This window comes from Curtobacterium sp. MCLR17_058 (assembly GCF_003234705.2).
Lineage (GTDB): Bacteria > Actinomycetota > Actinomycetes > Actinomycetales > Microbacteriaceae > Curtobacterium > Curtobacterium flaccumfaciens.
Window position 1 is genome coordinate 2,810,545 of the sequence record NZ_CP126262.1, and the last position, 14,043, is coordinate 2,824,587.

Sequence of the window (14,043 nt, forward strand, 5' to 3'; positions counted from 1 at the left end):
GCGCGTGGCTGGTTCCAGGGCTCAGGCGCGGTCGTGGAGCGTGACGTGGTAGCCGTCGGGGTCGGCGAACGTGAACGTCCGACCGAAGGGACCGTCGATCGGCGCCGAGACGATGCGGTGGCCGTCGGCGACCAGCGCATCGTGGATCGCCTGCACGTCCGTTGCGTGCAGCCAGACCGCGGCGCCGACGCCGGGCTGCGCCACCGCGTCGAGGTCCGTGCCGGGCACCAGGTCGCGCAGGGCGAAGGCGATCGGCGTGGTCTCGAACACGACGGCGTGCGGCGGGCCGGTCTGCGAGCGGACGAGGCCGAGGTAGCGCTCGTAGAACGCCTGCGAGGCATCGAGGTCGCGGGTCTGCAGGGAGATGAAGTCGGGGCCGGTGACGGGCATGGAGTGCTCCTTGGGTACGTGTCAGTCTTCTGACACAGGACAAGCTATGTCAGACTACTGACATGCGTCAAGACGACACCGGCATCCACCTCGAGACGTCGATCGGCTACCTGCTGAAGGAGACCGCGAGCGCCCTCCGGGCGTCGATGGAGGCCGTGCTGCGCCCGCTCGGCATGACGGTGACGCACTACTCCTGCCTCGAACTGCTCGCGCAGCGCCCCGGCCTGTCGAACTCCGAGCTCGCGCGAGGAACCTTCGTCACCCGGCAGTCGATGAACGTGCTGCTGCAGACCCTGGAGCGGGACGGCTTCGTCACCCGTGCCACCGAACCGTCGGTCGGCAAGGCGCTCCCCACGCAGCTGACCGACAGCGGGCGACGGAGCCTGGCGCAGGCGAGTGCGGCGATCCGCGGGGTTGAGCAGCGGATGCTCGCCGATCTGAGCGCGGACCAGCAGACCGAGGCCCGTCAGATCCTGCGGAGCATGGTGACGTCGCTGCGGCGTCAGGGCGCGTAGCGCGCCGAAGCGGCGTCCTTCGGTGCGTACCGATCCTCGAAGTCACGCTCGTTGGGGACCCACACGTCCCGCCAGAGCGCATCGTGCCTGCGCCCGAGCGCGCGGTCACGAGCCGTGCCCCGACGCACCGCCGTGTCGAGGTCGACGTCACACCAGATGCTGACGTCGAGGTGCGGGAGCGCGTCGGGGTGGAAGAGTCCGATCAGGTCGACGACCAGGACGTCCGTCCGCGGCAGCGGCTCGGCCGGGCCGAGGGCTCGGACCGACCAGTCGAACCGCCGGAACGTGCTCGCCCGACCGGCTCGGTGCGGTTCGAGCACCGACGACACCAGACGGGGACGATCGACGCCGTCCCAGTCGGCGGACCGCTGATGGGACCGAACGGGGTCGAGGAAGTCGTCGCCGCGGATGCGGACCGCGCCGGGGAGCCTCTCGACGAGCGTGCGCGTCAGCGTCGACTTGCCGGATCCGCAGTAGCCGGAGACACCGACGACGATCGGTGCACGGGCAGAGGCGCGGCGGGACGCGACAAGGTCGATGACGCCGTCGCGGTCCATCGGGCAAGCGTACGAGGTCGATGACGGTGCACCGGGGTTCGTAGGCTGAGCGGATGGACGTCACACTGCGGGACAGCACCACCGAGGACCTCGAGTGGCTCGTCGAGCTCCGGGCCGTGGTGCTGCGCGACGACCTGACACGCCTCGGGGTGTTCGACGAGACGCGCGTCCGACAGCGCCTCCGCGACGCGTTCCAGCCGCAGCTGACCCGCATCGTCGTGGTCGACGGTCGCGACGTCGGGTCGATCACCGTGCGGGTCGAGGACGACGTCCGCTGGGTCGAGCACTTCTACCTCGCGCCCGACGTCCAGGGGCGTGGAGTCGGTTCGACCGTGCTGCGCGCCGTCCTCGACGAGCCCCACGACGGCCCGACGCGGCTCAACGTGCTGGTGGGCAGCCCGGCTCGCCGACTCTACGAACGACACGGCTTCGTGCTCGACACCGAGGACGGCGTCGACGTGTTCATGACGCTGCGGGTCGCCGATCGAGCACCCCACGGAGTGCACTGAGCTGCTCGTCGACCACGTCGGCCATCCGGCGCTCGGACGGTCCGGTGAGCCAGGCCTCGAGGGCCAGGTGGAACAGCATCACGGTCGTCTCGGCGATGACCGCTGCCTCGGACGGATCGAGCCCGCGGTGGGCGAAGGCCTCGCGCACCGCGTCCGTCAGGTCGGCGCGCTTCCGGGCGTCGCGCTCCCGGAGCGACGACTCGGACAGCACCAGCCGCCGCACCGAGCCGACCTCGCCGTGCCGCCCCTCGAACCGCTCGTCGGCGACGGTGCGGAGGCCGTGCACGACGATGTCGAGCGGGTCGATCCCGGCCGGTGCACCCTGGATGGCGGCCCGGGCGAGGTCGGGGATCTCATCACCGGCGAAGATCACCTCGCGCTTGTCGGCGAAGTACCGGAAGAAGGTGCGGGTCGTCAGGCCGGCCCGTGCGGTGATCTGCGGCACGGTCGTCGCCTGGTAGCCCTGCTCAGCGAAGAGCTCGAACGCCGCTCGCTCGAGTCGCCCTCGGGCATCCGGAGACCAACGCATGTGTCCACAGTAGTGGTGATGACACGTCGTGTCATGGTTGACTGGGCGATGACACGTCGTGTCATGACTCACTTCGAGCAAGAGATCGGGACACCATGTCGCCATCGGGCAACGCAGCACTCTGGACCACGTCGACCGGGCGGTTCACCGTCGGGCCCGCACCGGTCCCCCAGCCCGGCCCCGACGAACTCGTCGTCCGCGCCGAGGCGGTTGCCGTCAACCCGGTCGACGCCGTCGGCGGGCTCTTCCGGCACCTGGTGTTCCCGAAGCTGCGGTTCCCCGCGGTCCTCGGGTCGGACGTCGCCGGCACGGTCGTCGCGATCGGCCCGGACGTCGAGCGCTTCCGCGTGGGCGACCGGGTCGTCGGGCACGCCGCGGGGCAGGAACAGCACCGGAACAGTGCTGCCGAAGGCGCCTTCCAGCACCTGGTCCTGCTGCTCGACCGTGTGACGACCCCGGTTCCGGATGCCCTGCCCGCCGAGCAGGCGGCGGTGCTGCCGCTCGCCGTCTCGACCGCCGCGGCAGGGCTCTTCGAGCCGGACCAGCTCGCGCTGTCGCTCCCCACGGCCGATGCGGTCGATCGCGACGGGGTCGTCCTGGTGTGGGGTGCGTCCACGAGCGTCGGCGCCAACGCCGTCCAACTCGCCCGGGCCGCCGGGTACGCCGTGATCGGCACCGCATCGCCGAAGAACCACGGGTTCGTGCAGGACCTCGGGGCCGAGGCCGTGTTCGACTACCGCGACGACGGTACCGCACGCCGCATCCTCGAGGCACTCGCCGACCGGGAGCTCGCCGGCACCCTCGCCTTCGGCCAGGGTTCGCTGACCCGCACGCTCCCGATCGTCCGAGCCGCCACCGGCTCAGGTCGACTCGCGTCGGCGTACCCGACACCGGTGACGACGATCCGGGCGCGGCTCGAGCGCCGACACGGGGTCCACGTCACCGCGATCTGGGGCGGCCGCCCGACGGAGTCTGAGGTCGGCCCCGCGATCTACCGCGATTTCCTGCCCGAGGCGCTCCGCACCGGGCGGTACCGTGCCACCCCGACCGCGTCCGTCGTCGGATCGGGACTCGCCGCGATCCCGGACGCCCTCGCCGAACTCCGCGCCGGTGTCTCCGCCCGGAAGCTCGTCGTCACGCTTCCCTGAGCCGGTAGCGTCAGCGACGTGACCGATGCCGACGTGCCCGACGACGAGACCTTCAGCTTCACGATGTCGGGCGGTGGCACGCCACGGGGACACCTGCAGGACCCGAGCGCCGTCACGCTGCACCTGGACCCACGGCTCCTCGGCGACACCGCCAGGGGCAAGGAGATGTTCGCCCGAGCCATCGAGCAGCAGCACACCGCACTCTCCGACTACGCCACCGCCATCGCGGCCGCCGACGGTGACGTGACCGCTCCGGCGGTGCAGGACGCCGCGACCGCACTGCACCAGGCGCTCCAGTTCCTGCCGATCGCCCACACCGTGTACACGGGCGTCGGCTTCCCCACCGCCCGCGTCGGGGACGACCCCCGCCCGACCTCGCTGCGACCGGAACGCGGCGAGCGCGGCCTCGGCGTCCACCCGGACATGCTCACGGCGATCCACGGGGACACCTCGCAGCGCTGGGAGCTCGCCTGCGAAGAGGACCTCCCCCTCGCCGTCGAGATCACCCTGGCGACCGATCCGGACGAGAACGTGCGGTCCGCCTTCCTCATGATGACGAGGTCACGAGCCGTCGTCCTGCTCATGGAACAGCGAGAGACCGACCCGGGCGTCCTCGACCAGCTCGCCCAGCAGAGCTACGCGAGCCCCGAACGGAAGTTCCCGCTGCGGTTCATGCACCTCGCACCGCGTGAGCTCGACGGGCTCTACGAGCTCCTGGGTCTCGACGACCAGGCCATCGCGCGCGCGGAGGCCCGCTGGGAACAGGCGCAGGATCGGAACGAGCGCATCAGTGTCGGTGACGCGCTGCGCGAGATCGGCGTCATCAGCTGATCCGCTTGGCGTACCAGCGGTCCGAGTACGGATCGTCGTTGAACGGCGCCACCCGGACGAAGCCGAGCCGCTCGTAGAGCGCACAGGCCTCGGCGAGCTCAGCACGGGTGTCCAGCCGCAGCGACGTGATCCCGCGTCCCCTGCAGACGTCCTCGACGTGGCGCAGGAGCGCCGAACCGACGCCTCGGCCGCGGTGCTCCGGCAGCGTGAACACCTTCGTCAGCTCGCCGACGGCACCGATGAAGCGCACGCCGGCGCAGGCGACAGCGGCTTCCCCGTCACTCGCGATGACGAACACCCCGGAGTCCCCCTGCAGGTCGTCGTACGGCTCCTCGTCGAGCGCCCGGTCGACCTCGGCCGTCGTCGCCGCCCGCCCGTACCACCGCGACGCGACCTCCGTCAGGTAGGCCCGCACGATCGCGTCGGCCCGGCCTGCGCCCGGTCGCTCCGTCTCGATGATCATCGCGCCCCTTGAACAGGCATACTGTTCAAGCCTTCCGGGGCCCGGTCGGCGACCAGCGGCGGACGGGAGGCGCGGGGCGGGCCCGCAACGGGCCTCCCGGTCGGTCGGTGGTCGCGATCGCGAGCCGCAGCCGGCTCAGCGGGCCGCGGTCGCCTCGCGCGCGGCTGCTTCCGCCGCGACCCAGGCGAGCATGCCGCACTTGACGCGCATGACGAACTTGGAGACGCCGTGGAAGGCGACGAGGTCCTCGAGGACGTCCTCGTCGGGCTCACCGACACCGCGCGAGCGCATCATGGTGCGGAACTCCTCGGTCAGTGCGAGGAACTCGGGCACGGTGCGGCCGACGGCCATGTCGGTGAGGACCGATGCCGAGGCCATCGAGATCGAGCAGCCGTCGCCCTGCCAAGCGAGCCCGGCGATGCGGTCGGTGCCGGGTTCGAGCCGCAGGCTGACCGTGATCTCGTCGCCGCACGTGGGGTTCCGCTCGAAGTGCGAGGCATCCGCGTCGGGCATCGCACCGTCGCCGTGCCGCGCCTTCGCGTGGTCGAGGATGACCTGCTGGTACAGGCTGTCGAGGGCGTTCACGCGGTCGCTCCGAAGTAGCCGCGGACCTCGGCGACGGCTGCGAGGAACCGGTCGACGTCGTGCTCGGTCGTGTAGACGTAGGTGCTCGCGCGGCTGGTGGCGACCAGACCGAGGCGGCGGTGCAGCGGCTGGGCGCAGTGGTGGCCGGAGCGCACGGCGATGCCCTGCGCGTCGAGGTACTGCGAGACGTCGTGGGCGTGCACGCCGTCGACGTCGAACGCGACCAGGCCGGAGCGCGGGACGCCGGCGGGCGGGCCGACCAGGCGGATGCCGGGCACGGCGGCGAGACCGTCGAGCATCCGGCGGGCGAGGTGCTCCTCGTGGGCGCGGACGCGTTCCATGCCGATGCCCTGCAGGTAGCGGACGGCCTCGGCGAGGGCGACCGCCTGGGAGACGGGCTGCGTGCCGGCCTCGAACCGCTCGGGCGCCGGCATGAACTCGGAGCCCTCCATCGTCACGGTGGTGATCATCGAGCCACCGGTGCGGAACGGCGGCAGGGCGTCGAGCAGCTCGGCACGGCCCCAGAGCACGCCGATGCCGTTCGGGCCGAGCATCTTGTGCCCGGAGAACGCGGCGAAGTCGACCCCGAGCTGCTGCACGTCGAGGGGCCGGTGCGGTGCGGACTGGCAGGCGTCGAGCACCACGAGGGCGCCGCGGGCGTGGGCGAGGCCGACGACCTGCTCGACGGGAGCGATCATCCCGGTGACGTTCGAGACGTGCGAGAACGCGACGACCTTCGTGCGGTCGGTGATCAGCGCCGCGGCGTCGTCGGCGGTCCAGGTGCCGTCGTCGGCGACCGGGATCCAGCGCAGGGTCGCTCCGGTCAGTGCGGCGAGCTCCTGCCACGGGACGAGGTTGGCGTGGTGTTCGGCCTCGGTGACGAGGATCTCGTCACCGGTGCCCAGGCGGAAGCGCTCTGCGTCGGCACCGCCGCGGCCGCGGCTGGCGTTGGCCATGCCGTAGGCGACGAGGTTGAGGGCGTCGGTGGCGTTCGCGGTCCACACGACCTCGGTCGGGGCAGCGGCGCCGATGAAGCCGGCGACGGTGGCACGGGCGTCCTCGTAGGCGTCGGTGCTGAGCGCCGCGAGCGTGTGCGCGCCGCGGTGGACGGCGGCGTTGTCGTGTTCGAGGAACCGGCGCTCGGCGTCGAGGACCTGGCGCGGGCGTTCAGCCGTCGCCCCGGAGTCCAGGTACGCCAACGGCTGCCCGTTCACGTCCTGCGCGAGGATCGGGAAGTCCCGCTTGATCGCCTCGACCTCGGTCTCGGTGAGCGGCTGGTTCGGCGCCACGACTGTCACGTCTCGTCCTCCTGGTGCTGCTGTCCGGAGCAACCCGTCCATGGTGTCCGTTGTTCCCGACCACGTCCAGTCGGCACGGCGACGGCCCAGGACCACGCCGGGTCCTGGGCCGTTGCACGTCGTCCGCTACTCGTTGCCGATCTTCTTGTCCGCTGCGTCGCGGGCACCGTCGATCTTGTCGTCGTACTTGCCGCCCGTGGCCTTCTTGACCGCGTCGGCCACACCGCCGAGCACCTTGTCGCTGACGCCCTCGGCCTTCTCGCTCTGCAGGGCGTCCTGGACCTTGCCGTCCTTCAGGAACTCCTGGGCCTTCTTCGTGATGTCGTCGAACCCCGCCATCGGCTGCTCCTCGTCTCGGTGCGGAGCCCGTCGCTCCGTCCTGGCGCCGACAGTAGGCCCCGGGGCCGCCGTCCGTACCGGAACGCTCGGGGTCTTCACACCATCTGGGCGCTGCGACGGCGGGCGAGCACGTACCCGACGGCGACCGCCCCGGACACCGCGAGCAACGAGGGCACGAGGATGTCGGTGCCCTGCTGGGTGAACTCGACGACGAGCACGAGGGCGGTGAACGGCGCCCGCATGGTGGTGGCGAGGAAGGCCGCCGCACCGACGAAGGCGAAGGCCGCCAGACTCGGACCGTCGGCCGGCCACAGCAGCAGCCACGCACCGCCCAGGCCACCGCCGATCGCCGAACCGATCGCGATCGACGGGGTCAGCGTGCCACCGACCGCACCGGCCCCGATGGTGGCCGAGGTGGTCACGGTCCGCAGGACCCCGAGCAGCAGCAGGAGCACGATCGGTGAGAGGCCGGCGAACGAGGCGTCGTCGAGCGTGGTGTTCATCGCGACGAGGCCGAGCGCCCGCCCGTTGCCGAGGATCTCCGGGAACGGGATCGCGATGAGCCCCACCATCGCGAAGACCACCGGCAGCACGACGAGCAGGTGCCAGCCCTTCGGCGCGATGCCCTGCAGCCGGTTGGTCAGCTTGACGAACCCGACCCCGGCGAGCCCCAGCACGGGTCCCACGACGATCGCCCAGACGAGCAGCGACGGCGACAGGTGCATCGCGGGCACGTGGTACAGCACCTCGTCCGGGATCACGAGCCGGGCGGTGATGGCGGCGACCGCACTCGTGGCGAAGGCGGGCAGGGCGGTCGCGAAGCTGATCTCCCCGAGCAGGACCTCGACCGCGAACAGCGCACCACCGAGGGGTACGTCGTACACGGCGGCGAGGCCGGCCGCAGCACCGCAGGCGACGAGGATCTTCGTCTCGCGCGCGGTCAGCCCCGCACGACGGGTGACGAGCTGGGCGAGCCAGGCCCCGACCTCGCGCGGCGCCACCTCTTTGCCGATGGACGCGCCGAGCCCCACGGCCAGGATCTGGATGCCGGCGTTCGCGAGCGTCGCCAGGGCCGGCATCCGCTTGCCGTCGACTGCCGCGGTGACGGAGACGATCGAGCGCCCCCACCGACGGAGCGCCCACCAGGCGAACCCGGTCAGGACGCCGGCCGCGGTGAGCGCGAGGAACCGGTTCAGGCCCGACGATGCGTCGGCGGCCTCGAGGTGCCCGCCGAACCCGTACCCGAAGGCGACGAACTGGATGAGCTGGAGCGCGAGCCAGACCGCGATGCCGGCGATGCCGCCGGAGACGCCCACCAGGGCGGTGACGACGGCGAGCTTGAGGGCCCAGACCGGGGTCGCGTGTCCGGAGTGCGGCATGACCGGAAGCCTAACGGGCTGGACGCACCCGATGACGGACCGCGACGGGCCCGCCCGACGCGGGACGGGCCTCCAGGCCGGGAGCCCCGACCACCCGCCGTCAGACGGCCGTCACCCGGAACGGCACCACGCAGTCGGCCGGCATGAGCGGTGGCTGCAGGCCGACGGTGCCGAGCACCCGGCCGCTGAACACCCGCGGGCCGGACCACCAGTCCGGTCGCACCAGGTCGTGGCCGTCGCCGATGACCACCGGGTCGACGCGGTACGCCGTGTCGGGGTCGAGGTCGCGGAAGGTGACCCGGCCGGTGGCGGAGACCTCGGAGCGGCCGATGCTGGCGAGGAAAAAGACGGCCCGTTGCCGGTCCGGCGCGACCGTGCCGTACACGAGCCGTGCGTCGTCGACCTCGTCGGAGCGCACCAGGTCACCGCCGTGCAGGAGCGGGCGGAGCTCGCGGTACAGCGCGATCCACTCGGTCAGTGCAGCGGACTCGTCGGCGGTCGCGCCGGCCAGGTCCCACTCGATTCCGAGGTGGCCGACCAGGGCGGTGCCGGCACGGAAGGCGAGGTCGTGGACGCGACCGGTCGTGTGGTTCCGGCCGCTCGCGATGTGCGACCCGAGCAGCTCCGGCGGCAGGAGCTGCTGCGTCCACCGGTGCATCTGCTGGCGCTCCAGCGGGTCGATGTCGTCCGACACCCACACCCTCGCGGTGTGCTCGATGACGCCGAGGTCGACCCGACCGCCACCCGACGAGCACGACTCGATCTCCAGCGACGGGAAGCGCTCGCCGAGCGTCGCCATCAACCGGTACGCGGCGAGGGTCTGCTCGTGGACCGCTGCGCCGCCGCCCGGGAACCCCGCCTCGACGAGGTCGCGGTTGTGGTCCCACTTCACGGCGTCGACCGCGTACTCGCCGATGATCGCGGTCATCCGTTCGAGCACGTGGTCGAAGGCCTCGGGGATCGCCAGGTTGAGCACCTGCTGGTCGCGGGAACGCGCGGGCAGCCGACCGTCGGCCTGCAGGATCCACTCCGGGTGGGCGCGGGCGAGGTCGCTGTCCTCGTTCACCATCTCGGGTTCGAACCACAGGCCGAACTCCATGCCGAGCGCACGGACCCGGTCGACCAGGGGGCCGAGTCCGTCCGGCCAGACGTCCTCGTCGACGTACCAGTCACCGAGGCCGGCGTGGTCGTCGCGGCGGCCACGGAACCAGCCGTCGTCGAGCACGTAGCGTTCGACACCGAGGGCCGCAGCACGCTCGGCGAGGTCGACGAGGCGGGCCAGGTCGTGGTCGAAGTACACGGCCTCCCACACGTTGATCGTCATCGGGCGGGGCGTCGTCGGGTGCTGCGGGCGGCTGCGGAGCCAGCGGTGGAACCGTCGGGCCTGGTCGTCGAGGCCGTCCCCGTGGGCGAAGTACACCCACGGCCCCTCGTACGTGCCACCGGTGTCGAGCCGGACCTCGCCGGGCAGCAGGAGTTCGCCGCCGCCGATGACCTGGCGGCCGGTGGCGAGCCGTTCGGCGTGGTGCCGGTGGTTCCCGCTCCAGGCGGTGTGGACGCCCCAGACCTGACCGTGGGCGAAGCCGAAGCCCGGCTCCCCCACCGTCAGCACGGTCGCGGCGTCGGTGCCGGTGCGGCCCTTCCGTCCCTCGCGCTGGTGGGTCCCCACGACGAGTTCGCGGCGCTGCGGGGTCCGCTCCTTGCCCCAGCGGCCGGCGAAGTCCAGGACCTCGCGGGCCCCGGAGGGGATCGGCATCGCGAGCGTCAGGTCGTCGACGGTGTACACGCCGTCGGCGGTGTTCGTCACGCTCGCGCGGGCCCGCACCAGCCCGGAGCCGAGCATCTCGATGGTCACCCGGACGGTGAGTCCGGCGACGGTGTCCTCGGCGTCGGCGGTGACCGCGGAGTCGGTGACCGCGAGCGACGTCACGGTGAACGCCGGCGACCAGTCGGCGCCGTCACGGTGCCCGGCGAGCCCCGGACGACCGCTCCAGCCCCGGTGTGGCTCGGGCAGCACCGACAGGCGGACCGGGTCGTCCATCTCGTTCGGGGACACCGGGGTGACGTCGGCGTCGGCGAGGGCCGTCAGCGCGTCGGTGTCGAGCGGTCCGAGTGCCGCTCCCCAGTGCACGACGGCGGGGAGCGCGTCGTCGCGGCAGTCCAGGACGAGCGAGACGCCACCGGCGGTCAGGTGGACGAGTTCGTGCGGCATGCGGGCTCCAGTCGGCGTCGTTGCACGTCAGAGCTTTCCGGTCCGGGGCCGTCCGCTGCAAATCCGGCTGCGGCGCGGCTCCGGTTGCGCCGCAGCCCAGGCTGCGGCGCGGCTCCGGTTGTGGCTCAGAACCAGCGCTTGACCTTGAACACCACGTACAGGATCGCGGCGAACAGGACCATCGCGACGATCGACAGCGGGTACCCCCACGTCCAGCCGAGTTCGGGCATGTGCGTGAAGTTCATCCCGTAGATCGCGGCGATGAGCGTCGGCGCGAACAGGATCGCCGCCCAGCCGGAGATCTTCTTCGTGTCGTCGTTCTGCTTCTGCGCCGCCAGGGTCGAGTCGACGGTCAGGGCGTTCTGCAGCAGCTGCCGGAACGTGTCGAGGCGTTCCACCACCCGGATCGCGTGGTCGAGGACGTCGCGGAACCGCCGCTGCATCTCGATCGGCAGGTGGTACTTCTCGGCGCCGCGGTGCAGGTTCTCGATCATGTAGACCAGGGGGCGCGCCGCTCGCTGGAAGTCGACGACCTCGCCGAACAGCTCGTACACGCGCCGGGACACCCCGGCCTCGCCCGAGAACAGCTGGTCCTCGATCTGGTTGATGTCCTCCTCGAGTCCGTCGATCACCGGCACGTAGCCGTCGACGATGGAGTCCATCAGCGCCCAGAGCTGCGCCTGCGGGCCGACGGTCACCAGCCCCGGCTTGCCGCTCAACCGCTGCAGCGCCCGGGGAACGGTCTGCTTGCCGCGGGGGTCGGCCTTCACGACGGCGAGGAAGAAGGTCTCACCGACGAAGGCGTGCACCTCGCCGAACGCCACCTCTTCCTGCTGGTCGTTGTACAGCGCTGGCTTGAGCACCACGAACAGCGTCGAGCCGTAGCGCTCGAGCTTCGGTCGCTGGTGCCCCTCGGCGGAGTCCTCGACGGCGAGTTCGTGCAGGCCGAGGGCGACCGCGACGTCGCCGAGTTCCTCGGCGTCGGGCTGGTGCAGGACGATGCACGCGCTGGCGCCCTGCTCGTCGAGCATCCGGAAGGTGTCGTCGAGGGACGGACTCGCGATCGGTGCGATCCGGTCGATGTAGACGGTGTTCAGTTCGACGCTCACGCGCCCACCGTACGCAGGGTGGCCGGTCTCCGGCCTGGAGGCCCGTGGCGGCCCCGCCACACGCCCCGCGTCCTGCCTGAACGTGCGCTGCACGGCCGCCGCCACCGGCCGCCTACGGTGCAGGTCATCAGCATGCTGACGAAAGGGACTGTCATGAAGAGGATCTGGAAGCGCATCGCGGTGGCCGTGAGCGCGGTCGTCGCCGTCATCGGCGCGTACGTCGGGTCGGGCGCTGCCGGCGGCACGCCCATCCAGGACGCCGCCGGTGGCGCCCTGTCGGCGTCCTCCACCGCGATCGCACCGGACGGCCCGGCCTTCTCGATCTGGAGTGTCGTCTACGCCGGGCTCATCGGCTACGCGGTCCTGCAGCTCTTCCGCACCGCGAACGACGAGCGGCACGAGCGGCTGGTGGTGCCGGCGGTGCTCTCCCTGCTGCTCAACGCCGCGTGGATCCTGTCGGTGCAGTTCGGGTTCCTGTGGGCGAGCGAGCCGATCATCGTCGCCCTGCTCGTCGTGCTGATCTGGACGTTCACGATCCTGCGCCGGACCCCGTCCCGCGGCGTCGTCGAGGCGATCCTGACCGACGGCACGTTCGGGCTGTACCTCGGGTGGGTCTGCGTCGCGACGGCCGCGAACACCGCTGCGGTGCTGACGGCGGCGGGCTTCCGGGGCTTCGGACTCGGGCAGGACCCGTGGGGCGTGGTCGTCGCCGCCGTGGCCGGGCTCGTCGGGGTCCTCATCGCGCTGTGGGGCCGGGGACGCCTGGCACCCATGGCCTCGGTCGCGTGGGGTCTGGCGTGGGTCGCCGTGGCCCGGTTCGAGGGACCGCTCGTCTCCGTGCCGACGGCGGTCGCGGCCGTGGTGGCTGCGGCGGCCGTGGTCGTCGTGACCGTGGTGGTGCGTGCCCGCGCCGGCTGGGTCGGACGCCGTGCCGGTCGGGCGGCGGCCCCGGTGGCGGCCTGACGCGCGGCTACCTGCGCGTCGTTTCGTGCTGAGCGACACCTCACGCAGCGATTGGGCCGTGAGGTGTCGCTCAGCGCGAAGAATCAGCGCGCGGACGCGACCAGGCCGTGGGCGGCGGCGACCGCGGCGTTCGTGACCCGGCCGTCGTGCACGTTCAGGCCGCCGGCGAGTGCAGGGTCGGCCTCGAGCGCGGCCTCCCAGCCACGGTCGGCGATCGCGACGGCGTACGGCAGCGTGGCGTTCGTCAGCGAGATCGTGCTCGTGCGCGGAACAGCGCCGGGCATGTTCGCCACGCAGTAGTACACGGTGTCGTGCACGGCGAACGTGGGGTCGTCGTGGGTGGTCGGGTGCGAGCCCTCGAAGCAGCCGCCCTGGTCGATCGCGATGTCGACCAGCACCGAGCCCGGCCGCATGTCGGCGACCATCGCGTCGGTGACGAGCTTCGGCGCGGACGCCCCGGGGATGAGCACGGAACCGATCACCAGGTCGGCGTCGCGCAGGGCCTCGGCGATGGCGTGCGCCGACGAGCGCAGGGTCGTGACGCGGCCGTCGAACCGGGCGTCCAGGGCCCGGAGCCGCGGCAGACTGATGTCGAACACCGTGACGTCGGCGCCCATGCCGAGCGCCATCGTCGCGGCGTGCTCCCCCGCGACGCCGCCGCCGATGACGACCACGCGGCCCTTCGGCGTGCCGGGGACCCCGCCGAGCAGCAGCCCGCGCCCGCCGTTCGTGCGCATCAGGTGGAACGCGCCGACCTGGGCGGACAGTCGGCCGGCGACCTCGGACATCGGCGACAGCAGGGGCAGCGAGCGGTCCGGCAGCTGCACGGTCTCGTAGGCGATCGCCGTCGCACCCGAGTCGATGAGGGCATCGGTCAGCGGCCGGTCGGCGGCGAGGTGCAGGTAGGTGAAGAGCACCTGGCCCGGCCGGATCATCGGGTACTCCGACGCGACCGGTTCCTTCACCTTGAGGATCAGCTCGGCGCGCTCCCACACCTCGGCCGCGGTGTCGACGATCGTGGCGCCGGCGGTGCGGTACTCGTCGTCGGTGAAGGCCGAACCGGACCCGGCACCGGCCTGCACCAGCACCTGGTGGCCGTGCGACCCGAGCTCGGCGACACCGGCGGGCGTGGCCGCGACGCGGTACTCGTTGTTCTTGATCTCGGTGGGGACGCCGATGCGCATGCTGACTCCTTCGTGGGCGGTGCGTTCGTCCC

The 14,043-nt window shown here is 71.9% G+C and carries 16 protein-coding genes; 5 read left to right on the forward strand and 11 right to left on the reverse strand.

Going from position 1 to position 14,043, the window contains the following annotated elements:
- Positions 1–21 precede the first annotated feature (21 nt).
- Positions 22–390 carry a VOC family protein gene (locus DEJ11_RS13285; protein ID WP_111104967.1) on the reverse strand — a complete coding sequence of 123 codons (369 nt, stop codon included), beginning with the start codon at positions 388–390 and terminating at the stop codon, positions 22–24.
- A 62-nt stretch (positions 391–452) separates the two neighbouring features.
- Between DEJ11_RS13285 and DEJ11_RS13290 the strand changes: the two genes are divergently transcribed.
- Entirely contained in the window at positions 453–905 is a 453-nt protein-coding gene (locus DEJ11_RS13290; RefSeq protein ID WP_111047250.1) for a MarR family winged helix-turn-helix transcriptional regulator, read from the forward strand.
- On the opposite strand, the gene DEJ11_RS13295 is transcribed toward DEJ11_RS13290, so the two are convergent.
- The gene (locus tag DEJ11_RS13295; RefSeq protein WP_111104965.1) at positions 893–1,462 is read right to left on the reverse strand and encodes a uridine kinase family protein; all 570 of its coding nucleotides are present in this window, start codon (positions 1,460–1,462) and stop codon (positions 893–895) included. The genes DEJ11_RS13290 and DEJ11_RS13295 overlap by 13 nt on opposite strands.
- A 53-nt stretch (positions 1,463–1,515) precedes the next feature.
- Between DEJ11_RS13295 and DEJ11_RS13300 the strand changes: the two genes are divergently transcribed.
- Positions 1,516–1,971 carry a GNAT family N-acetyltransferase gene (locus DEJ11_RS13300; RefSeq protein WP_111104963.1) on the forward strand — a complete coding sequence of 152 codons (456 nt, stop codon included), beginning with the start codon at positions 1,516–1,518 and terminating at the stop codon, positions 1,969–1,971.
- Here the strand turns inward: DEJ11_RS13300 and DEJ11_RS13305 are convergent.
- Positions 1,925–2,500, reverse strand: coding sequence for a TetR family transcriptional regulator (locus DEJ11_RS13305; RefSeq protein WP_111104961.1), 576 nt, complete (start codon positions 2,498–2,500; stop codon positions 1,925–1,927). The two genes, DEJ11_RS13300 and DEJ11_RS13305, sit on opposite strands and share 47 nt — an antisense overlap.
- Before the next feature lie 95 nt (positions 2,501–2,595).
- Between DEJ11_RS13305 and DEJ11_RS13310 the strand changes: the two genes are divergently transcribed.
- Together DEJ11_RS13310 and DEJ11_RS13315 are read left to right on the forward strand one after the other, a co-directional pair.
- On the forward strand, positions 2,596–3,648 hold the full coding sequence (locus tag DEJ11_RS13310) for a zinc-binding alcohol dehydrogenase family protein (RefSeq protein ID WP_111104959.1): 1,053 nt from the start codon (positions 2,596–2,598) through the stop codon (positions 3,646–3,648).
- A gap of 18 nt (positions 3,649–3,666) precedes the next feature.
- A complete protein-coding gene (locus DEJ11_RS13315; RefSeq protein ID WP_146247622.1) occupies positions 3,667–4,479 on the forward strand; it encodes a hypothetical protein in 813 nt (270 codons plus the stop codon).
- Here DEJ11_RS13315 and DEJ11_RS13320 read toward each other — a convergent pair.
- The 7 genes from DEJ11_RS13320 to DEJ11_RS13350 form a co-directional block, all read right to left on the reverse strand.
- The gene (locus DEJ11_RS13320) at positions 4,472–4,942 is read right to left on the reverse strand and encodes a GNAT family N-acetyltransferase (protein ID WP_111104955.1); all 471 of its coding nucleotides are present in this window, start codon (positions 4,940–4,942) and stop codon (positions 4,472–4,474) included. The genes DEJ11_RS13315 and DEJ11_RS13320 overlap by 8 nt on opposite strands.
- Before the next feature lie 135 nt (positions 4,943–5,077).
- Positions 5,078–5,527: a Fe-S cluster assembly sulfur transfer protein SufU gene (sufU, locus tag DEJ11_RS13325; protein ID WP_111022150.1), complete on the reverse strand. Its 450-nt coding sequence runs from the start codon at positions 5,525–5,527 to the stop codon at positions 5,078–5,080.
- Positions 5,524–6,816 carry an aminotransferase class V-fold PLP-dependent enzyme gene (locus DEJ11_RS13330; RefSeq protein WP_111104952.1) on the reverse strand — a complete coding sequence of 431 codons (1,293 nt, stop codon included), beginning with the start codon at positions 6,814–6,816 and terminating at the stop codon, positions 5,524–5,526. Before DEJ11_RS13330 ends, sufU begins: the two co-directional genes overlap by 4 nt.
- 135 nt (positions 6,817–6,951) lie before the next feature.
- Complete coding sequence (locus DEJ11_RS13335) at positions 6,952–7,164, reverse strand: Rv0909 family putative TA system antitoxin (RefSeq protein ID WP_071247674.1); 213 nt, start codon at positions 7,162–7,164, stop codon at positions 6,952–6,954.
- Positions 7,165–7,259: 95 nt separating this feature from the next.
- Positions 7,260–8,543, reverse strand: coding sequence for a chloride channel protein (locus DEJ11_RS13340; RefSeq protein WP_071405054.1), 1,284 nt, complete (start codon positions 8,541–8,543; stop codon positions 7,260–7,262).
- 100 nt (positions 8,544–8,643) lie between these two features.
- A complete protein-coding gene (locus DEJ11_RS13345; RefSeq protein ID WP_111104950.1) occupies positions 8,644–10,755 on the reverse strand; it encodes an alpha-galactosidase in 2,112 nt (703 codons plus the stop codon).
- Between the two features lie 125 nt (positions 10,756–10,880).
- The gene (locus DEJ11_RS13350) at positions 10,881–11,864 is read right to left on the reverse strand and encodes a magnesium and cobalt transport protein CorA (RefSeq protein WP_071247679.1); all 984 of its coding nucleotides are present in this window, start codon (positions 11,862–11,864) and stop codon (positions 10,881–10,883) included.
- A 153-nt stretch (positions 11,865–12,017) separates the two neighbouring features.
- On the opposite strand from DEJ11_RS13350, the gene DEJ11_RS13355 reads away from it, so the two are divergent.
- On the forward strand, positions 12,018–12,827 hold the full coding sequence (locus DEJ11_RS13355; protein ID WP_111047241.1) for a TspO-related membrane protein: 810 nt from the start codon (positions 12,018–12,020) through the stop codon (positions 12,825–12,827).
- A gap of 83 nt (positions 12,828–12,910) precedes the next feature.
- On the opposite strand, the gene ald is transcribed toward DEJ11_RS13355, so the two are convergent.
- Positions 12,911–14,011, reverse strand: coding sequence for an alanine dehydrogenase (gene ald, locus DEJ11_RS13360; protein ID WP_111104948.1), 1,101 nt, complete (start codon positions 14,009–14,011; stop codon positions 12,911–12,913).
- Between the last annotated feature and the right edge of the window lie 32 nt (positions 14,012–14,043).